This is a genomic window from Streptomyces sp. NPDC104096 (assembly GCF_055584385.1).
On sequence record NZ_JBVJMD010000072.1, the window covers coordinates 1 to 19356 of the forward strand.

At 72.5% G+C, this 19356-nt stretch carries 16 protein-coding genes and 1 pseudogene; 14 read left to right on the forward strand and 3 right to left on the reverse strand.

Annotated elements, in window-relative coordinates; genetic code table 11:
- Nucleotides 1-38: 38 nt before the first annotated feature.
- Complete coding sequence (locus tag ACZ60B_RS38340) at nucleotides 39-1358, reverse strand: ABC transporter substrate-binding protein (RefSeq protein WP_469395597.1); 1320 nt, start codon at nucleotides 1356-1358, stop codon at nucleotides 39-41.
- A gap of 251 nt (nucleotides 1359-1609) precedes the next feature.
- Here ACZ60B_RS38340 and ACZ60B_RS38345 point away from each other — a divergent pair, with 251 nt between their 5' ends.
- From ACZ60B_RS38345 to ACZ60B_RS38410, 14 genes are all read left to right on the forward strand, one after another.
- Complete coding sequence (locus tag ACZ60B_RS38345) at nucleotides 1610-3631, forward strand: beta-galactosidase (RefSeq protein WP_469395599.1); 2022 nt, start codon at nucleotides 1610-1612, stop codon at nucleotides 3629-3631.
- A gap of 119 nt (nucleotides 3632-3750) precedes the next feature.
- A complete protein-coding gene (locus tag ACZ60B_RS38350; RefSeq protein WP_469395601.1) occupies nucleotides 3751-5310 on the forward strand; it encodes a glycosyl hydrolase 53 family protein in 1560 nt (519 codons plus the stop codon).
- Between the two features lie 189 nt (nucleotides 5311-5499).
- Nucleotides 5500-5787, forward strand: coding sequence for an ArsR family transcriptional regulator (locus ACZ60B_RS38355; protein WP_469395602.1), 288 nt, complete (start codon nucleotides 5500-5502; stop codon nucleotides 5785-5787).
- A 103-nt stretch (nucleotides 5788-5890) separates the two neighbouring features.
- Complete coding sequence (locus tag ACZ60B_RS38360; protein WP_469395604.1) at nucleotides 5891-6853, forward strand: SMP-30/gluconolactonase/LRE family protein; 963 nt, start codon at nucleotides 5891-5893, stop codon at nucleotides 6851-6853.
- 293 nt (nucleotides 6854-7146) lie between these two features.
- Nucleotides 7147-7602: a fluoride efflux transporter CrcB gene (crcB, locus tag ACZ60B_RS38365; RefSeq protein WP_469395607.1), complete on the forward strand. Its 456-nt coding sequence runs from the start codon at nucleotides 7147-7149 to the stop codon at nucleotides 7600-7602.
- Nucleotides 7599-7991, forward strand: coding sequence for a DUF190 domain-containing protein (locus ACZ60B_RS38370; RefSeq protein WP_469395609.1), 393 nt, complete (start codon nucleotides 7599-7601; stop codon nucleotides 7989-7991). The genes crcB (ACZ60B_RS38365) and ACZ60B_RS38370 overlap by 4 nt, the downstream gene beginning before the upstream one ends.
- On the forward strand, nucleotides 7988-8362 hold the full coding sequence (crcB, locus tag ACZ60B_RS38375) for a fluoride efflux transporter CrcB (protein ID WP_469395611.1): 375 nt from the start codon (nucleotides 7988-7990) through the stop codon (nucleotides 8360-8362). The genes ACZ60B_RS38370 and crcB (ACZ60B_RS38375) overlap by 4 nt, the downstream gene beginning before the upstream one ends.
- Before the next feature lie 73 nt (nucleotides 8363-8435).
- Nucleotides 8436-9272 carry an undecaprenyl-diphosphate phosphatase gene (locus ACZ60B_RS38380; RefSeq protein ID WP_469395614.1) on the forward strand — a complete coding sequence of 279 codons (837 nt, stop codon included), beginning with the start codon at nucleotides 8436-8438 and terminating at the stop codon, nucleotides 9270-9272.
- 191 nt (nucleotides 9273-9463) lie between these two features.
- Nucleotides 9464-10192: a FadR/GntR family transcriptional regulator gene (locus tag ACZ60B_RS38385; protein ID WP_469395651.1), complete on the forward strand. Its 729-nt coding sequence runs from the start codon at nucleotides 9464-9466 to the stop codon at nucleotides 10190-10192.
- An 11-nt stretch (nucleotides 10193-10203) separates the two neighbouring features.
- Entirely contained in the window at nucleotides 10204-11220 is a 1017-nt protein-coding gene (locus tag ACZ60B_RS38390) for an asparaginase (RefSeq protein WP_469395616.1), read from the forward strand.
- 215 nt (nucleotides 11221-11435) lie between these two features.
- Nucleotides 11436-12371 carry a glutaminase gene (locus ACZ60B_RS38395; protein ID WP_469395618.1) on the forward strand — a complete coding sequence of 312 codons (936 nt, stop codon included), beginning with the start codon at nucleotides 11436-11438 and terminating at the stop codon, nucleotides 12369-12371.
- Nucleotides 12372-12446: 75 nt separating this feature from the next.
- Nucleotides 12447-13787 carry a hypothetical protein gene (locus ACZ60B_RS38400; protein ID WP_469395620.1) on the forward strand — a complete coding sequence of 447 codons (1341 nt, stop codon included), beginning with the start codon at nucleotides 12447-12449 and terminating at the stop codon, nucleotides 13785-13787.
- Between the two features lie 443 nt (nucleotides 13788-14230).
- Complete coding sequence (gene mptB, locus ACZ60B_RS38405; RefSeq protein WP_469395622.1) at nucleotides 14231-15625, forward strand: polyprenol phosphomannose-dependent alpha 1,6 mannosyltransferase MptB; 1395 nt, start codon at nucleotides 14231-14233, stop codon at nucleotides 15623-15625.
- A complete protein-coding gene (locus ACZ60B_RS38410) occupies nucleotides 15622-17025 on the forward strand; it encodes a glycosyltransferase 87 family protein (protein WP_469395624.1) in 1404 nt (467 codons plus the stop codon). The genes mptB and ACZ60B_RS38410 overlap by 4 nt, the downstream gene beginning before the upstream one ends.
- 59 nt (nucleotides 17026-17084) lie before the next feature.
- Here ACZ60B_RS38410 and ACZ60B_RS38415 read toward each other — a convergent pair.
- Both ACZ60B_RS38415 and rho read right to left on the reverse strand, forming a co-directional pair.
- Nucleotides 17085-17993, reverse strand: a pseudogene (locus tag ACZ60B_RS38415) (D-alanyl-D-alanine carboxypeptidase family protein); the annotation flags it as partial.
- A 99-nt stretch (nucleotides 17994-18092) separates the two neighbouring features.
- Complete coding sequence (gene rho, locus ACZ60B_RS38420) at nucleotides 18093-19238, reverse strand: transcription termination factor Rho (RefSeq protein WP_469395626.1); 1146 nt, start codon at nucleotides 19236-19238, stop codon at nucleotides 18093-18095.
- Nucleotides 19239-19356: the final 118 nt, after the last annotated feature.

Consider the following 19356-nt stretch of genomic DNA (forward strand, 5'->3'; position numbering starts at 1 on the left):
CCCCTTGACCCCGTACGGCCTCCGGTGTGCGGGGGTGGTCACTGAGCGACCCCGAAGCCCTGCTTCTTCAGGTCGGCCACCGTGTCGTCCTGCATGGTGTCCAGGGCGGCGCCGAAGTCCGACTTGTTCTTCGCGGCGGCGCCGAAGGCGTCGTTGAACGACGCGTAGGCGACGTTCACGTTCGGGCCCCACGCGGACGGCGCGGTGGTTCCGGCGATCTTGGCGGCCTGGGTGTAGAAGTCGGCCTGGTTGGAGAAGTAGTCCGGCGGCGTGAGGAAGGCGCCGCTGGTCTGGGCGGCCGTGGAGGCCGGGTAGATACCGCTCTCCTTGGCCAGCGCGTTCAGCGCGTCCTTGTCGGTGTTGAGCCACGCGGCGAACTCGGCGGCGGCCGCCCGGTGCTTGGAGTCCGTGGTGACGGCCGTCGAGGAGCCGCCCCAGCTGCCGGTGACGTTCTCGCTCGCGGACCACTGGGGGAGCGGGGCCATGGCCCACTTGCCCTTGGTGTCGGGCGCCGCCGTGGTGAGCGTGCCCGGGGCCCACACGGCGCTGACCCAGGCGATCTGCTTGCCGGTGTCCAGGGCCTTGTTCCAGGCCGGGGTGTACATCGGCTGGTTGTCGATGACGCCCTCCTCGACCAGGCCGCCCCAGAACTTGGCGACCTTCTGGCTGGCCGCGTCGTTGATGCCGACCTTCCACTTGTTGCCGGCGGCCGTCCACCACTTGGCGCCGGCCTGCTGGGCCAGGCCCGCGAAGAGGCCCGAGTCGTTGGCGGAGAACGTGGTCAGGTCCGTGTCCGGCGAGGCCTTCTTCAGCTTGCGGGCGGTCTCGGCGAACTGGTCCCAGGTCGTGGGGACCGTCAGGCCGTACTTCTTGAACAGGTCCTCGCGGTAGTAGAACATCATCGGCCCGATGTCCTGCGGGATCGCATAGACCGCGTCCGTGCCGAGCGTGGTCTGCTGCCAGACGCCGTCGGCGAACTCGCTCTTGGCGTCGCCGACGTTCTTGGAGACGTCGGCCAGCGCGTCATTGCTGACCAGGGTCGGCAGCGCCTGGTACTCGGCCTGCACCAGGTCCGGCGCCTGCTTGGCCTTGTGCGCGGTGAGGATCTTGGTGACCAGCGAGTCGCCGGAGGCCTGCTTCTTGACCGTGACGGTTATCTGTTCCTTCTTGCCCCGGCCCTTGTTCCACAGGTCGACGACCTTGTCCATGCCGGGCGTCCAGGTCCAGTACGTGAGCGAGACCGGCCCCGACGCGGCCTCGTCGGAGTCGTCGGACGAACCGCAAGCGGCGAGGGCGGTGGCGCCGAGGGCGACGGCGACGGTGGTGGCCACGAGGCGACGGCGCTTCGTGTTCGGCATGGATCTCTCCCCTGACCTGGGGCCCCCGCCCTGATGCGAGGGCCTGCCATGCTGCTGTGAGCCTGCTGTGAGCGTTCACATGATCATGGGCCTCACGCTCGAATGAAGCCCTGCCATGCGTCTGTGAGCGTTCACAGTAGAGAAACATCCCAGACACTTGTCAATGGTTGTTGCTGTGCGGTTATGTTGGGCTCGCGCCGCCGATGGTGTGTGTGCACGTTCCCAAATGATCGATTAAACGGGAGAGATCCATGCCGGACACCACCCCCAGGGGCCTCACCAGGCTTGCCTTCGGTGGGGACTACAACCCGGAGCAGTGGCCGGAATCCGTCTGGCAGGAGGACGTCCGGCTCATGAGAGAGGCCGGCGTCACCATGGTGAGCGTCGGGATCTTCTCCTGGGCGCTCCTGGAACCCGCGCCGGGCGTCCACGACTTCGGCTGGCTCGACCGCCTGCTCGACCTGCTGCACGAGAACGGCATACGCGCCGACCTGGGCACGCCCACCGTGGTCCCGCCCGTGTGGTTCTTCCGCGCACACCCCGAGGCGCTGCCCGTGACGGCCGACGGCACGCGCTACGCGTTCGGCTCGCGCGGCGCCGTCTGCCACAGCAACGCCGCCTACCGCGCCGCCGCCGCGGACATCACCACCCGGCTCGCGACGCGCTACGCCGAGCACCCCGCGCTCGCCATGTGGCACGTGCACAACGAGTACGGCGTCCCCGTCTCGGCCTGCTACTGCGACTCCTGCGCCACGCACTTCCGGCGCTGGCTGGCGGCCACCTACGAGACCGTCGAGGCCGTCAACGAGGCCTGGGGCACCGCCTTCTGGGGCCAGCGCTACGCCGCCTTCGACGAGATCGAGCCGCCCCGGCTGACCCCCACGGTCGGCAACCCCGGCCAGGTGCTGGACTACAAGCGCTTCGCCGACGCCACGATGCGCGAGAACTTCGTGGCCGAGCGGGACGTCCTGCACCGGCTGGCCCCCGGCGTCCCGGTCACCACGAACTTCATGACGGCCCTCAGCCAGTGCGACTCGGTCGACTACTGGGCCTGGGGCGGCGAGGTCGACATCGTCAGCAACGACCACTACCTGATCACCGACGGCCGCCGCACCCACGTCAACCTCGCGATGGCCGCCGACCTCACCCGCTCGGTGGCCGGCGGCGCCCCCTGGCTGCTGCTCGAACACTCCACCTCGGGCGTCAACTGGCAGCCCCGCAACCCCGCCAAGGCCCCCGGCCAGATGGCCCGCAACTCCCTCGCGCACGTGGCCCGCGGCTCCGAGGGAGCCATGTTCTTCCAGTGGCGGCAGTCGCGGCGCGGCGCCGAGAAGTTCCACTCGGCGATGCTTCCGCACGGCGGCACGGACACGCGCGTGTGGCGCGAGGTCGTCGAACTCGGCGCCGCGCTCGACTCGCTCGGCGCCGTGCGCGGCACCCGCACCCGGGCGGACGTGGCCGTCCTGTGGGACTGGCACTCCTGGTGGGCGCAGAACCTCCAGTGGCGCCCCAGCGAGGACCACGACCCGCGCGAGCGCGCCGACGCCTTCTACGAGGCCCTGTACGACCGGCACCTCACGGTCGACTTCGCCCACCCGGAAGCCGACTTGTCGGCCTACCCCCTTGTCGTCGTGCCCGCCCTCTATCTGATGACCGAGGCGGCCGGGAACAACCTCCAGGAGTACGTCGAGAACGGCGGCACGCTCGTCGTGTCCTACTTCTCGGGCATCGTCGACGAGCACGACGCGGTGCACGAGGGCGCCTACCCCGGCGCGCTGCGCGACGTCCTCGGCCTGACCGTGGAGGAGTTCTCGCCCCTGCTGTCCGGCGAGTCGGTGCGGATCACCGGCCCCGACGGCGGCGAACTCGGCGCCGACGTGTGGACGGAGTTCGTCGTGCCGCGCGGCGCCGAGACCGTCTGGACGTACGCCGACGGCCTGACCGCGGGCCGCCCGGCCGTCACCCGCCACCGCCTCGGCGAGGGCACCGCCTGGTACGTCTCCACCCGCCTGGGCCCCGAGGGCCTCGACGCGCTCCTCGGCCGGGCCGCCCAGGACGCGGGCGTCGCCCCGTACGCCGAACTGCCCCGCGACGTCGAGGTGGTGCTGCGCACCGGCGAGGCGGGCGACTACCTGTTCGCCGTCAACCACACCGCCACCGACGCCAAGGTGCCGCTCCGGACCCACGGCACCGAACTGCTCACGGGCGAACGCGCCGCCGGCTGCCTCGCGCTGCCGGCGGGAGCCGTCCGGGTCGTACGACTCGACGGCTGAGCCGAGTCTCCCCTCCGTCCGTGCGAGCCGCGAGCCGCGGGCGGAGGGGCCGCGCCCCCTCCCCACCGCGCCACCGGGGGCGCTTTCACCCCACCACGTCGAAGGGACGACGGACGAAGATGTTCCATCCCAGACGCACCATCAGGGCCCTGCTGCTCCCGCTCGTCGCCGGGCTCGCCCTCCTCGCGCTGCCCGCCCAGAGCGCGACGGCCGCCAGTACTCTCACCAACGGCGGTTTCGAGACCGACGGCACCGGCACGGCCGTCCCCAGTGGCTGGTCCGAGTCGGGCTCCACCGCCGCCTCGTACGTGGAGGCCGGCGGCCACGGCGGGAGTTACCGGCTGAGCCACTACGCCTCCGCCGCCTACAAGGTGGAGACGTACCAGTACCTCTCCGGGCTGGCCAACGGCACCTACACCCTCACCGCCTGGGTCCGCTCGGGCGGCGGCCAGAACTCCGCCTATCTGGCCCTGAAGAACTGCGGGAGCTCCGAGCAGCGCACCGATCTGCCGGTCTCGACCAGCAGTTGGATACGGATCGTCACGTCGATCAACGTGACGAACAACCAGTGCACGATCAGCATCAACAGTGACGCGAACGCGGGCAACTGGATCAACGTGGACGACCTGACCTTCGCGTCGGGCACGACCGGACTGTCGATCAAGGGATCCGACATCTCGTCCCTCGCCAAGAGCGAGGCCTACGGCGGGGTCTACAAGACCGGCTCCGGCACCACCGGGGACGCGCTCGCCATCCTCAAGTCCGCCGGGATGAACTACGCGCGCCTGAAGGTCTGGGTCGATCCGGCCGACGGCTACAACAACAAGACCCGCGTGCTCGCCATGGCCAAGCGCATCAAGGCGCAGGGCATGAAGCTGCTGGTCGACTTCCACTACTCGGACTCGTGGGCCGACCCGGGCAAGCAGACCAAGCCGGCCGCGTGGGCGGGCCACTCGTACAGTCAACTGAAGACCGACGTGTACAACCACACGTACGACGTGTTGAACGCGTTGAAGGCCCAGGGCACCACGGCCGACATGGTCCAGGTGGGCAACGAGATCAACGGCGGCATGCTGTGGTCCGAGGGTTCGACCGACAACTGGTCCCAGCTCGCCGGCCTGATCAACTCCGGCTACAGCGCGGCCAAGGCGGTCTCCTCCGGCACCCAGGTCGCCCTGCACCTGGCCAACGCGGGTGACGACGCCACCGTGCGCTGGTGGTTCGACAACGCGGCTTCCTACGGGATCGACTACGACGTGATCGGCCTGTCGTACTACGGCTACTGGCACGGCACCCTCGCCGCGGCGCAGACCACCCTCGACGACGTCGCCTCGCGCTACGGCAAGCCAGTCTTCGTCGCCGAGACGGCCTACCCGTTCCGCCTCGACAGCGACGACTCGCTCACCAACCAGATCGACACCACCGCCGAACTCGTCTCCGGCTACCCGGCGACCGCGGCGGGCCAGCTGGCCTGGATGAACAGCGTGGCGAACATCGTGGAGGCCGTCCCGAACGGCCGTGGCCTCGGTGTCTTCTACTGGGAGGCGACCTGGACCGCGGTCACCGGCAACGGCTGGGACCCGACCGACGCCGGCTCCGGCAACGGCTGGGAGAACCAGGCCCTGTTCGGCTTCGACGACAAGGCGCTCTCGTCGATGGCGTGGTTCAGCCACCGCTGAGCGGGTGAGGGGGCCCGGCCGTGTGCACGCGGCCGGGCCCCTTGGCGCCCCACCAGCCCCGCACTCGAACTCCCTTGCCAGGCAATGGAGTTCGAACCGGTCAGGAGTGGCCGACAGGGGGACGGAACGGTCCGGGCTGCGCCACAGTGGGAGGGCGCGGTTCGAGCAGGCCCGGACGGAGGGGGCGAGATGCTGAGGGCTCCGGTCGGCGACAGGCGTCTGGACATCCTGGAGTGGCTCAAGGATCCTGCCGCGCACTTTCCCCCGCAGCGGCACGGCGACCTCGTCCAGGACGGAGTCACCGCCCACGCCGTCGCCGTGAAACTCGGCGTACGACGCCGGGTCGCCGAGACCCACCTCGGCCTGCTGGCCGGCATCGGCCTGCTGCGCACCACCCGGATCAGGGGTCGCACCTACTACCGGCGGGACGAGGTCCGGATCGCCGAGGTGGCCCGGATGTTCGAGAAGGGCTGGTAGGACCCCGGGACGAGGAGGCCGGGCCCGGCGCGGGCGGCGCGTCTGCGATGATCCGGTGGCTCCCTCCGACATCGCCCGATCCCGAACGAAGAGGCAGGCGCCCGTGGCCCGTTCCACCGATCTGGTTCCCGTCCGCCGTGTCGCCGTCGGCGGCCGCGGACCCGAGGACGTCGTCGTCGATCCCCGCGGCCGGGTGCTGACCGGTGTCGAGGACGGCCGCATCCTGCGCCTGGACGGACTGACCGGGCAGGCGCCGGCCCGGGTCGAGGTCCTCGCCGAGACCGGCGGCAGGCCCCTCGGCCTCGAACTCCTGCCGGACGGCGCCCTGCTGGTGTGCGACGCGGAACGCGGACTGCTCACCGTCGACCTCGACCACGGCACCGTCCACGTCCTCGCCGACTCGGTGGCGGGGGAGCGGCTGCGGTTCGCCAGCAATGTCGTCGCCGGGTCCGACGGCACCGTCTACTTCACCGTCTCCAGCCGCCGCTACCCCCTGGGGCAGTGGATCGGCGACCTGGTCGAACACACCGGCACCGGGCGGCTGCTGCGGCTGGCCCCCGGCAGCCGGACACCCGAAGTGCTCCTGGAGGGACTCCAGTTCGCCAACGGGCTCACCTTCGGCGCCGACGGCTCCTTCCTGGTGATCGCCGAGACCGGGGCCCGACGGCTCGTCCGCTACCGGCTCACCGGACCGAAGGCGGGCCACGCCGAACCGTTCGTCGAGGACCTGCCGGGGATGCCGGACAACATCGGGCGCGCGGGCCCCGAAGGCCCGATCTGGGTGGCGCTGGCCGGCCCGCCCGTCCCGCCGCTGGACCTGCTGCACCGCGCCGCGCCGGCCGTGCGCCGGGCCGCCGCCGCGGTGGCCGTCCGCGCGCCCTTCCGCCCGGTGGGCACATCGGGCGTCCTCGCCGTGGACGACGAGGGGCGGGTACTCCACCATCTCGTCCACCGCCACCCCCGGTTCCGCATGATCACCGGTGTGTGCGAGACGGAGGGACACCTGATTTTCGGGAGCCTGTGGGAGCGGGGCGTCGCGGTCTGCGAGGCGCCGGCGCGTGGGTGACCCGCACGCGGGGTGGATCCGGCCCGGCGCCGATCCCGCTCCCGGACGGTGGTCCGATCCCGCTTCCGGACGGTGGTCCGATCCCGCTTCCGGACGGTGGTCCGATCCCGCTTCCGGACGGTGGTCCGATCCCGCTTCCGGACGGTGGTCCGGGTTCCTCGGCCGGGGGCGGTCCCGGCCGAGGAACGGTCACGTCCTCGGGCGAACCGGCCGCGGATACCCGGCGTTACCCTGTTGACCGGCCGTGGTCACCGTTCTGGTGCGACGAGGTGTCCCAGCGGGAGACGTACGACATGACAGCCAGACAAGCCGAGAGCGTCCGCACCTCCGCCGTGCGGCGCGACGCCCTGCGCGGACAGCTCCCGGTGGTCGCCGTGGTCGCCGTCGGCGGAGCCCTCGGCGCCGTCGCCCGCTACGCGGTCTCGCTGTGGTGGCCCGCGCGGACCGGCGGCTTCCCGTGGGCGACCTTCTCGGTCAACGTCGTCGGCTGCGCCGTGATCGGCGTGTTCCTGGTGCTCGTCACCGAGGCGTGGCGCCCCCACCCGCTGCTGCGCCCGTTCTTCGGCACCGGGGTCCTCGGCGGCTTCACCACCTTCTCGACGTACGCGGTCGACATCCAGAAGCTGCTCCGGGCGGGGCACCCGGGGACGGCGTTCGGCTATCTCGCCGCGACCCTGTGCGCGGCGCTCGCGGCGGTCTGGCTCGCCGCGACGGCGACCCGCCGCGTCCTGACCCGGAGGCAGCCATGACGGGACCGACCCAGGGCGCGCTGCGCCTGACCGTCTTCATCGGTGAGAGCGACCGCTGGCACCACAAGCCCCTCTACTCCGAGATCGTCCACCGGGCCCATCGGGCCGGCCTCGCGGGCGCCAGCGTCTTCCGGGGCATCGAGGGCTTCGGCGCCTCCTCCCGGATCCACACCGCCCGGCTGCTGTCGCTGAGCGAGGACCTGCCGGTGGCGGTCGTGGTCGTGGACACCGAGGAGCGCGTACGGGCCTTCCTGCCGCAGCTCGACGAACTGGTCACCGAGGGGCTGGTGACCCTCGAACCCTGCGAGGTGGTCCGGTACGTCGGACGCGCCGGAGAAACCGGCGAGCCGGGCGAAGGTGGCGAAATGGAAGGTAAGAAGTCGTTGTGAACTGGGTGCTCGTCGTCATCGGTGGCATGGTGGGTGCCCCGCTGCGCTATCTGACCGACCGGGCGGTGCAGTCCCGTCACGACTCCGTCTTCCCCTGGGGCACCTTCGCCGTCAACGTCGTCGGCAGTCTGATCCTGGGCCTGCTGACCGGCGCCGCGACGGCCGGTGTCGCCGGGCCCCACCTCCAACTGCTGCTGGGCGCCGGTCTGTGCGGGGCCCTGACGACGTACTCGACCTTCTCGTACGAGACACTGCGGCTGGCCGAGACGGGCGCCGGGTTCTACGCCCTCGCCAACGTCGCCGCGAGTGTGACGGCGGGCCTCGGCGCGGCCTGCGCCGGGGTGTGGATCGCCCAAGGAGCGTGGGCGTGACTGTTCCGGGCGGCCCCGGACGTAGTAAGACTGTCTACAGCACTGTCGACCAACCTCCTCAGAACTGGATTCCATGAGCGCCATCTCCGTCGGCCAAGCCGTCGTCCTCGGAGCAGTCGAGGGAGTGACCGAGTTCCTCCCCGTCTCCTCCACTGGCCACCTGAAGATCACCGAAGGTCTGATGGGGATCCCCGTCGACGACAACGCGGTCGTCGGCTTCTCGGCCGTCATCCAGGTCGGCGCGATCGCCGCCGTGCTCGTGTACTTCTTCAAGGACATCGTGCGGATCGTGTCCGCGTGGGGCCGCGGACTGGCCAACCGTGAGGAGCGCCACGGCCACGACTACAAGTTCGCCTGGTGGGTCATCTACGCGACGATCCCGATCGTCGCCGTGGGTCTGGCCGCCAAGCCGCTCATCGAGGGGCCGCTCGCCTCGCTGTGGGTGGTCGCGGGCTCGCTGATCGCCGGCAGCTTCGTGATGTGGGCGGCCGACCAGATGGGCCGCCACAAGCGCGGTGAGGACGACACCTCGCTCAAGGACGCGATGCTGGTCGGCAGCTCCCAGATCCTCGCGCTGCTCTTCCCCGGCTTCTCGCGCTCCGGCGCCACGATGTCCACGGCGCTCATCCTGGACCTGGACCGGGTGGCCGCCACCCGCCTGTCGTTCTTCCTCGGCATCCCCGCCCTCACCGGCGCGGGCCTGTACGAGCTGAAGGACGCCCTGGGCGCGGGCGTGGGCGCGGCCCCGCTGGTGGTCGGCACGGTCGTCTCGTTCGTGGTCGCCTACGCCTCCATCGCCTGGCTGCTGAAGTTCGTCGCCAAGCACTCCTTCAACGCCTTCGTGATCTACCGGATCGTCGTCGGCCTGGCGCTGTTCGGCCTGCTCGCCGGCGGTGTGATCGACGCCTGAGCGGGCCGGCCGTCCTCGACGGCCCAGTGCGCGAAACGCGAGGTGCGGGGTGTGAAGCGGGTTTTCGGGCTTCACACCCCGCACCTTCGTTTTCGGCTGCTTGACAGGTTGCTCCCGTCAACCGCAGGATCGTTCCTGTGAACCTGTCAGACAGCCAGACAGGTGGTACGACACCGCGGCGCGTGAGTGCCATGGAGGCGGTGCTCGGCCACCTGCGCGGTGCCATCGAGAGCGGCACCTACGCGATCGGCGACAAGCTCCCCTCCGAGGCCGAGCTGTGCCGCACCCTCGAAGTCTCCCGGCCGGTCCTGCGCGAGGCGCTGCGCGCCCTGCAGACGATGGGGCTGACCGTCTCCAGGACGGGGAGAGGCACCTTCGTGGTCGCGACTGCCGTCGAGGACCCCACCTTCGGCGACTACGCGGCCAGCGACCTGCTGGAGGTACGCCGCCACGTCGAGATCCCGGTCGCCGGGTACGCGGCGCTGCGCCGCACCCCGGAGAACCTCGACCACCTGGCCCACCTGCTGGACCGCATGGAGCGGGAGACGGACACCACGGCGTGGGTCGCGATGGACACCCTCTTCCACCTCGCCGTGGCCGAGTCCGCCCAGAATCCCGTCTTCCGCCGGGTCATCGAGGAGATCCGCGACGCGCTGGCGCGCCAGTCCGCGTTCCTGACCGAACTGGCCGGCCGGCGCGAGCAGTCCAACCGCGAGCACCGGGCCATCCTCGAGGCGCTGGTCGACGGCTGCGAGTCCGACGCGGTGGACGCCATGTCCCACCACCTCGACCGCGTCGAGACCACCCTCACCGACATCGTGCGCAACACCCGTACGGGCCACCCCACCCGTACGGGCCACCCCACCGAGAGCCGGCCCGGGGCGATCCCCGCGGACCGGTCCCCGTCCCTCCACCAGTGAGCCGGCCAGTGATGCACAGCAACGAACTCGCGGACGCCCCCGCGACCCGCGAACCCCTCCACGCCCCCGTCGCCCACCTCATACGCGCCGGGATGATCGAGGGCACCCACTACGGTTCCGTCGTCGTCCTCGGCCCCGACGGCGAGGTCCTCTTCCAGCTCGGCGACATCGAGGCCGCCTTCTATCCGCGCTCGGCCCTCAAGCCCGTCCAGGCCGTCGCCATGGTGCGGGCCGGGCTGCCGCTGGACGGCGAACTGCTCTCGCTGAGCGCCGCGAGCCACTCCGGCGAGGAGCGCCACCTCGCGGGCACCCGCCGGATCCTGGAGCGGGCCGGCCTCACCGAGGACGACCTGCGCAACGTGCCCGACCTGCCCTACGACCCGGTCGTCCGGGACAACTGGGTGCGCGAGGGCAGACTGCCGTCCCGGCCCGCCCAGAACTGCTCCGGCAAGCACGCGGCCATGCTGTACACCGCCCGGCTCAACGGCTGGTCCCTGCACGACTACCTCGACCCCGGCCACCCCCTCCAGCAGGCGATCGCCGCGAGCGTGGAGGACCTGACCGGCCAGCGCGTCGCCCGGGTGACCGTCGACGGCTGCGGCGCCCCGCTGTTCGCCGTCTCCCTGCACGGTCTGGCCCGCGCCGCCGCCCGTATCGCCTCCGCGCCGTTCGGCAGCCCGGAGCGCCGGGTGGCCGACGCGATGCGCGAGCACGCCGAGATGGCCTCCGGCAGCGGCCGGGACGTGGCCGGGCTGATGCGGGCCGTCCCCGGACTGCTCGCCAAGGACGGCTTCGAGGGCGTCCAGGTCGCCGCGCTCCCGGACGGCCGCGCCGTCGCCGTCAAGATCGCCGACGGAGCGAACCGCGCCCGGGTCCCGGTCGCCGCGGCCGCCCTGGTCCGCGCCGGCGTCGACCCGGAACTGCTCACCGCGTTCGCGGGCGAGACACTGCTCGGCGGCGGCGAGCCGGTCGGCTGCGTACGACCGGTCGACGCGCTGGACCCGGCAGCGCTGTCGGTCTGCGCCTGAGGCGTGCCGGACCGGTGCCGCCGTCGGCCCGGATCCGAACCGTGCCGGACCGGTGCCGCCGTCGGCCCGCGCCTGAGCGGCTTCGGTCGACGAAGCCCCGGCACCAGGGGCCTGGTGCCGGGAGCCCGGCGCCGGGGGCGAGCGGACCGGAGATCGACGGTGGACCCGGTCCGGTCCGTCCCGTGGCGGCGCGCCGGGGCCGGTGCGGAGGGAGAATGGCGATCATGACGACGTCGTCCCTCACGTTCCAGCCGGTGCTGGAGCGCATCGCCGACGAGATCGGGCGCACCCCCGGCCGCGGCCGGCCCGCCGACTACATCCCGGCACTGGCCGCCCGCGACCCCCGCAGCTTCGGGATGGCCGTGGCGGAACTGGACGGCACGGTGTACGGGGTGGGGGACTGGCGCGAGCCGTTCTCCACCCAGTCCGTCACCAAGGTGTTCACCCTCGCCCTCGACCTGGCCCGCGAGGGCGACGCCCTGTGGGAGCACGTGGGCCGCGAGCCCTCCGGCAACCCGTTCAACTCGCTGGTGCAACTGGAGTACGAGCACGGCATCCCGCGCAACCCGTTCATCAACGCCGGCGCGCTCGTCGTCACCGACCGCCTGCTGACCCGTACCGGCGACGCGGCGGGCGAACTGCTCACCTTCCTGCGGGCCGAGAGCGGCAACGCCGGTCTGTCCTTCGACCAGGAGGTCGCCGCCTCCGAGACCGCGTACGGCGACCGCAACGCGGCCCTCGCGCACTTCATGGCCTCCTACGGCAACATCGACAACCCGGTGCCCCTGCTGCTGGACCAGTACTTCCGCCAGTGCTCGATCACCGCCTCCTGCGCCGACCTCGCGCTCGCGACCTCCTTCCTGGCCCGGCACGGCATCCGGGCCGACGGCACCCGGCTGCTCACCCGCAGCCAGGCCAAGCAGGTCAACGCGGTCATGCTGACCTGCGGCACCTACGACGCGGCGGGCGACTTCGCCTACCGGGTGGGCCTGCCCGGCAAGAGCGGGGTGGGCGGCGGCATCATCGCCGTCGTACCGGGCCGCTGCACGCTGTGCGTGTGGAGCCCGGGGCTGGACGAGCGCGGCAACTCGGTGGCCGGGGTCGCCGCCCTCGACCGCTTCACGACCCTCACCGGTCTCTCGGTCTTCTGACCTCACAGGAGCCCCGAAGGCCGTGCACAGAAAAGCAGTTGAACGGGTTTCGGGAGGTCGACGAAGATCGCCGGTATGTTCTCGCGCAGGAATCGCCGTGCCAAGTCCGCGGAGCCCCGTCCGAACTCCCCCGAACTGATCGAGGCCTGGGAATCCCTGGACCAGGGAGACATCCCCGGCGCCCTGCGCTCCCTGCGGGCGCACGCCGAGCCGCTGCCGCCGGGCGAGGTCGCCGTCGTCGTCGCACGGGCCGCCCGCGAGGCCGGCTTCGACGACCTGCACACCGCCGCGACCGCGCTCGCCGCCCGTCCCGACCGGGCGCAGGAGCTCTACTCCTACGGATACGCGTGCGTCGAGCGCGGCGTGTCCTATCTGGCGATACCCGCCCTGCGCGCGGCCCTGGACCGGGCGCCCGACTCCGGGGCGGTGCTGCGTGAACTCGTCTCGGCCTACGAGCGCGAGGGCCGGCATCCCGAGGCCGCCGACGCGCTCAGCGCACGGGAGAGCGCCCTGAACGACTGGCCCGACCGCTATCTGCTCGTCCACAACGCGCTGATGGCGGGAGACCTGGAGCTGGCCCGCCGCCAGCACGCGCTGCTGCCGGACCCGGAGGACGAGATATGGCTGGGCGCCCAGGAGCGCCAGCGGCGCATGCTGGAACGGGCCGCGGTGGCCGAGTCGGTCACCGCGCTGGACCGCCGCGACCTGCGGGGCTGGCAGTTCGTGATGGGCGGCACGGTCCTCGGGACGCTCTCCCCGTACGGTTTCGACGCCGGGATGACCGGGCGGTTCGCCTGGCTCCAGGACAGCCACGACCTGTGCCTGCGCGGGCTGCTGCGGCTGCGGACCACGCTGGCGGCCGCCGAGGTGCGCCCGCGTTCGGTGTCGCTGCTGCCCGGCCGCGGCAGCCGCGTCCTGGGCCTGGCCGCCGCCGAGGTACTGGACCTGCCCGCCGTGGAGTTCGCCGCCGACCGGCAGGACACCGTCGTCATCGCGTACGACCTCGACGAGGTGGCCCGTGCCGACCAGGGCCCCGAGACCATCGGGCAGCTCCTGGAACGGACGCCGGGCCAGGTGCTGCACGAGCACGCTAGCTCCTGGACCGACCGGCCGGTCGTCACCGCGGACAGTGTCACCCTGCTCCACCAGTCGGTGACGGCACCGTGGGAAGGACATCTGGGGCAGGGGGAGGACGGCACGCTGGAGCGGGGCGCGTCCGACGACCGCCCCGCGGAGGACGTCGCCGCGGAGATCGTGGCGGCCGACCCGACGCCCGACGAGGGCGACGGCGGCACACCCGCGGACCCCGACGACGGACTCGCGGACTTCGTCGCCGCCGTGCGCGGCACCTGGCTGCACGGGAACCGGACCGGCCTCCGCTCGGCGGGCCCGGTCCCCAGCTCCCGGTTCGTCTGACGACCGGATCCGTCCCACGGCGACGGGCCGTCCCATGTTGACGGGCCGTTCCACGGCGACGGCCTGTCCCATATTGACGGTCCGTCCGCGGTCGGTGGCTCGCCCGAGGCCTTCGGTCCGTCCGCGGTCGGTGGCTCGCCCGAGGCCTTCGGTCCGCCCGAGCTCCGCGGCTCGTCCCCGTCCTCGGTCCGCCCGAGGTGCTCGTTCCGTCCGAGGTGCCCGTTCCGCCCGGCGGAGCCGATTCGCCCGGTGCCCGCGGTCCGTCCGACGGACCCGGTTCGCCGGGTGTTCGCCGTCCGCCCGCCGTTCCGGAGGACGGAAGTCCGAGGTCGGTCGGCGATCCCGGGAGCCGATCACGCGTCGGTCACGCGTCGGTCGCCGCGCGGCAGGCGGTGTGTCGCCTTCCGGCCATCCGGCGTTGACACGCTGAGCGAGTGTTGGCCATGGCATTCCCCGTCGATCTCCGCCGCTGCCAGGCTCTGGGCCTGGCCGGTACCGCCGTCCTCGCGCTGGGCGGTGAGACGGCCGGTGCGCTGCCGGCCCGGGAACTGCCCGCACCGGCCTCGATCCAGGCGGCTGTCGGCCTGGTCGGTGTGTACTTCGGCGTCGTCCTGCTCATAGCGGCCTGGGTGCTGCTGGGCCGTCTGGTCCGCAGCGCCGACCCGCCGAGCCCGCGCGCCCTGCTGCTGGTGCTCGCCGTCTGGGCGACACCGCTGCTGATCGCGCCGCCGCTGTTCAGCCGGGACGTCTACAGCTATCTCGCCCAGGGCGCGATGGTCGACGCCCACATCAACGTCTACACGCACGGTCCCGCGCAGTTGGGCGGCCCGCTCGCGGAGGAGGTCGCCCCGCTGTGGCGGCACACCGCGGCCCCCTACGGTCCGGTGTTCCTCGGCGTCGCCTCCACGCTGTCCGGCCTGACCCGGGGCGAACTGCCCGCCGGGCTGCTCGGCATGCGGCTGGTCGCCCTGTTCGGGGTGGCCCTGATGGCGGCGGCGCTGCCCCGCCTGGCCCGCCACTGCGGGGCCGATCCGGCCGCCGCCCTCTGGCTGGGCGTACTGAATCCGCTGGTGCTGCTGCACCTGGTCGCGGGCGCCCACAACGACGCGATCATGCTCGGGCTGCTGGGGCTCGGCCTGGTCGCGGCCCTCGGCGCCTGGCCGGTCCTGGGGGCGGTCCTGGTCACCCTCGCGGCCCTGGTGAAGGCACCGGCGGCGCTCGGACTCGCCGCGGTGGTGGTGCTCCAGATCCGGGCGGGCCGCCGTCCGGCCCGCGCCCTGCTGACGACGACGGCGGCCTGCGCGGCGACCACGGTCGCCGCGACCGCGATAGCGGGCACCGGATACGGCTGGACCCGCGCCCTGGGAACCCCGGTCTCCCCGCACAACTGGGCGCTGACCAGTCTGCTGGGCAGTGCCACCGGAGCCCTGCTGAAGCGGCTCGGCAGCGACCTGGCGCCGCTGGCCATGCCGGCCTGGCATGTGCTCGGCCTCGCCGTGACCGGGGTCGTGGTGCTCGCCATATGGTGGCGGCTGCGCCCGCACCCCGTGTACGCGCTGGGTCTGAGCCTCGCCACGGTGGCCGCGTTCGGCCCGGCGATCCGTCCCTGGTACGCCCTGTGGGGCCTGTTCCTCATAGCCGCCGCCGCGCCCAGCACCTCGGTACGGCACCGGGTGGCGGCCGTGACGGCGGTGCTGGCCCTGGCCGTGCTGCCCAGCGGCGGCCCGGCCGACGTCGGGCAACTGGTGCTGGCGGTCTCGGGCGGGGCCCTCGCCCTGGTCGTCCTGTGGCAGGCCCATCTGGCGGCACACGCACCGGCTCTCGGACGGACGGCATGAGATCACCTCGCACCGACGCGGCCCGGCTCCTGGTGGTCCTGGTCCTCGCGTCCGCCGTGGCCGTCTTCACCGCCACGGTCCCGCTGCTGCGCGACTGGTTCGACCTGCGCGTCTACTACGGCACGGTCGACAGCTGGATGCACCACGGCGGCCGGATCTACGACTACCGGGTGCCCGGCACGACCTACGGCTTCACCTACCCGCCGTTCGCGGCCGTCGTGATGCTGCCGATGGCCGTGTTCGGTCTGCACACCGCGGTGGCCGTGGCCCTGCTGCTGAACCTGCTGGCCCTGGTGGCGGCCCTGCGGATGCTCACCGGCCGCGCGTGGCGTCGCCACGGCTGGTACGGCTGTGCCCTGGCGCTGTGCGCCTTGGCCCTGTTCGAGCCGCTGCGGGACACCTTCAGCTTCGGCCAGGTGAACCTGCTCCTGCTGGCGCTCGTCGTCTTCGACGGCTGGCTGCTCGCCACCGGGCGGGGCCGCCGGGCGGGCGTGGGCATCGGCCTCGCGGCGGCCGTCAAGCTGACGCCCGCGCTGTTCATCGGCCTGCTGCTGGTGGCCCGGCGATGGCGGGCGGCGGCGGTGGCGACGGCGGTCGCGGCCGCGGCGACCGCGCTGGCCGTCCAGGTGGACCCGGACGCCTCGCGCTTCTACTGGACCGAGGCGCTGTGGGACACGACTCGGGTGGGCCGTCTCGACTACATCTCGAACCAGTCCCTCCAGGGGATTTTGGCCCGCCTGGGTGTCCTGGACCGTGCGGTCTGGGCGACGCTGGTGCTTGTGGTGCTGGCCGTGTGGGTGCTGCGGTCCCGGCGGGCGGTGGCGGCCGGTGACTGGCAGGCGGCCTTCGCGCTCACCGGGCTGACGGCGTGCCTGGTCAGTCCGATCACCTGGGTGCACCACCTGGTGTGGCTGCTGCCGTCCTTCGTGGTCCTGGTGCGCGGCGGGCACCCGCGGGTCGCGGGCGCCCTCTACGCGGTGCTGTGCAGCAGTGTGGTGTGGCTCTGGTTCGACGACTCCTCCGGTGTGGACGGCTTCGTCGGCGGCAACACCTACGCGTGGATCACACTGGGCCTGCTGCTGTGGCTGCCGGTCGGTCAGACCCGCGGCGCACGCGATCTCCTCGTCCGCAGAGCCAGCACCAGTGCTCCCGCGCCGAGGCCCGCGGCTCCCGGGATCGCCCAGGTCCGCAGTCGGCCGGGACCGTCCTCGGCGGCGGCGGCGGGACGGGTGACGGGGACCGCGGTGGAGCCTGCGTGCGGAACCGCGGTGGAGCCGGCGCGCGGCGCGGGCCGCGGCACGTCCAGCGACCCCACGGGGTCGACCCGGCCGGCCGCCGCGAACCCCCAGTCGAGCAGCTCGCGGGCCTCCTCGTACACCGCCAAACCGCCGCCCTCCTGAGGGTTCATCACCGTGACGACCAGGGTGCGCCCGTCCCGCTTCGCGGCGGCGACGAGCGTGTTGCCGGCGTTGCTGGTGTAACCGTTCTTGATGCCGATCAGTCCCGGGTACGGCGCAACGCCGTCCTCGCCGGTGAGCAGCCGGTTGGTGTTCCTGATCCCGAACGACGATCCGGCGTCGCCCGGGAAGTAGGCCTCGACCGTGCGGCAGTACTGCGCGAACTCCTTGTTGCGCAGCCCCTCCCGGCCGAACACGGCCAGGTCGTACGCGGAGGACGCCTGGCCGGGTGTGTCGTAGCCGTCGGGGGAGACGACGTGGGTGTCGCGGGCGCCGAGGGTGCGGGCCTTGGCCTGCATCAGGGCGGCCGTGGTGTCCCAGCCCCCGCTGAGCGAGGCCAGTACGTGCACGGCGTCGTTGCCGGAGTTGAGGAACACACCGCGCCACAGGTCGGCGATCCGGTAGGTGTGTCCTTCCTCGACCCCGACGAGGCTGCTGCCCGGTCCGATGCCCTCCAGCTCCTGATGCTTCACCGTGTGTTCCATGCCCTCGGGCAGCAGCGGCAGCACCGTCAGGGCGAACAGGGTCTTCAGGGTGCTGGCGGGCGGCAGCGGGCGGTGCGCGTCGTGGGCGGCGAGGACCGCCCCGGTACGGGCGTCGGCCACCGTCCAGGAGAGCGCGGAGACCTCCGGGACCTCGGGAGCTCCGGGGTGGAGCCGGACCTGCGTGCCGGGCCGTCGCAGCGGATCGGACTGCTCCGCCGCGGTCCGCGGATGTTCCTCGGCCCCTGAGGCCGTTCCGGTCCTGGAGTCCGTCCCGGTACCGGAGTCGGTCCCGGCCGTGGAGTCCGTCCCGGCCTCCGACCTCGTTCCGGTCTCGGCGGCCGTCGCCACGGGGGCGAGGGCCAGCACGCCCACCACACAGAGTGTGCAGGCCGACCGAGCCAACCGAGGTGAGAATCCGATTGTCATACTGCAAACGTAGAAACGGACCGCTACGGGGTCGCGCTGTCAGGGCCGAACGTGACCCGCGAGCACCCGGATGCCGCACGAGGGGGCGGATCCGACGCCTCAGACGGCGGGCAGCGTCGGCTGGATCCGGCGCAGGAAGGCCGCGTTGTCGGGGGTCGCGCGCAGCCGCTCCAGGAGGGTCTCCAGGTTCGCGTGGCCGTCGCGGGTCAGCAGGGCACGTCGCAGCCCGCGCGTCGCGGCCAACTCGGCCGGGCAGAGCAGGAGTTCCTCGCGACGGGTACCGGAGGCGGCGATGTCGACCGCCGGGAACAGTCGGCGCGCGGCGAGTTCGCGGTCCAGGCGCAGCTCCATGTTGCCGGTGCTCTTGAGCTCCTCGAAGAACAGGTCGTCCGCGCGGGATCCGGTCTCGACCAGGGCGGTCGCGAGGATGGTGAGCGAGCCGCCCTCCTCGGCCTGACGGGCGGCGCCGAAGAGCCGCTTGGGCCCGTGCAGCGCGGCCGCGTCGACACCGCCGCTGAGGGTGCGGCCGCCCGCGCCGGCGGCGTTGTTGTGCGCACGGCACAGCCGGGTCAGCGAGTCGAGGAGGACCACGACGTCCTCGCCCGCCTCGACGAGCCGTTTGGCCCGCTCGACGACGAGCTCGGCGAGCGCGATGTGCTGCCGGGGCGTCCGGTCGAAGGTCGAGGCGTACACCTCGCCGCGCACGGACCGGCGCATGTCGGTGACTTCCTCGGGACGCTCGTCGAGCAGGACCACCATCAGGCGGCACTCCGGGTGGTTGTCGGCGACCGCGGCGGCGATCTGCTGGACCAGCACGGTCTTGCCGGTCCTGGGCGGAGCCACGACGAGCCCGCGCTGGCCCTTGCCGACCGGCGTGAGCAGGTCCATGACCCGGCCGGTGAGCCCGGACGCGGGGTGCTCAAGGCGCAGTCGTTCGTGCGGGTGCAGCGGGGTGAGGTCGGCGAAGTCCCGGCGGCGGCGCGGCCCTTCGGGCGTACGGCCGTCGACGCGCGCGACCTCGGCGAGGGTGCGCCGGTCGCCGCGCACCCCTTCGAGGAGGTCGCCCTTGCGCAGGCCGTACCGGCGGATCAGGGCGGGGGAGACCTGGAGGTCCTCGGGGGTGGACAGGCAGTCAGCGCCGCGCAGGTGGCCCTTCCCGCCCGCGTCGATGTCGAGGACACCGGTGACGGTCGGGGCGGCGGGGGTCTGCTGCCGGAGGGGAGGGTGCGGGAGTGTGGTGGTCATCGGGTGCGGTCCTTTCGTGGACGGCGGGCATGGGACATGCGGGAGGAAGAGGGGAAGGGCCGCGAAGGGAGAGGCGGTCGTACGCGTCTCCGGGCGGCGGGAACCGCGCCTCGGGCGG

Coding starts and splice junctions, on each gene's coding strand:
- ACZ60B_RS38340 (WP_469395597.1), bottom strand. CDS start 1,358: ATGCCGAACACGAAGCGCCGTCGCCTCGTGGCCACCACCGTCGCCGTC.
- ACZ60B_RS38345 (WP_469395599.1), top strand. CDS start 1,610: ATGCCGGACACCACCCCCAGGGGCCTCACCAGGCTTGCCTTCGGTGGG.
- ACZ60B_RS38350 (WP_469395601.1), top strand. CDS start 3,751: ATGTTCCATCCCAGACGCACCATCAGGGCCCTGCTGCTCCCGCTCGTC.
- ACZ60B_RS38355 (WP_469395602.1), top strand. CDS start 5,500: ATGCTGAGGGCTCCGGTCGGCGACAGGCGTCTGGACATCCTGGAGTGG.
- crcB (WP_469395607.1), top strand. CDS start 7,147: ATGACAGCCAGACAAGCCGAGAGCGTCCGCACCTCCGCCGTGCGGCGC.
- ACZ60B_RS38370 (WP_469395609.1), top strand. CDS start 7,599: ATGACGGGACCGACCCAGGGCGCGCTGCGCCTGACCGTCTTCATCGGT.
- ACZ60B_RS38380 (WP_469395614.1), top strand. CDS start 8,436: ATGAGCGCCATCTCCGTCGGCCAAGCCGTCGTCCTCGGAGCAGTCGAG.
- ACZ60B_RS38385 (WP_469395651.1), top strand. CDS start 9,464: ATGGAGGCGGTGCTCGGCCACCTGCGCGGTGCCATCGAGAGCGGCACC.
- ACZ60B_RS38390 (WP_469395616.1), top strand. CDS start 10,204: ATGCACAGCAACGAACTCGCGGACGCCCCCGCGACCCGCGAACCCCTC.
- ACZ60B_RS38395 (WP_469395618.1), top strand. CDS start 11,436: ATGGCGATCATGACGACGTCGTCCCTCACGTTCCAGCCGGTGCTGGAG.
- ACZ60B_RS38400 (WP_469395620.1), top strand. CDS start 12,447: ATGTTCTCGCGCAGGAATCGCCGTGCCAAGTCCGCGGAGCCCCGTCCG.
- mptB (WP_469395622.1), top strand. CDS start 14,231: ATGGCATTCCCCGTCGATCTCCGCCGCTGCCAGGCTCTGGGCCTGGCC.
- ACZ60B_RS38410 (WP_469395624.1), top strand. CDS start 15,622: ATGAGATCACCTCGCACCGACGCGGCCCGGCTCCTGGTGGTCCTGGTC.
- rho (WP_469395626.1), bottom strand. CDS start 19,238: ATGACCACCACACTCCCGCACCCTCCCCTCCGGCAGCAGACCCCCGCC.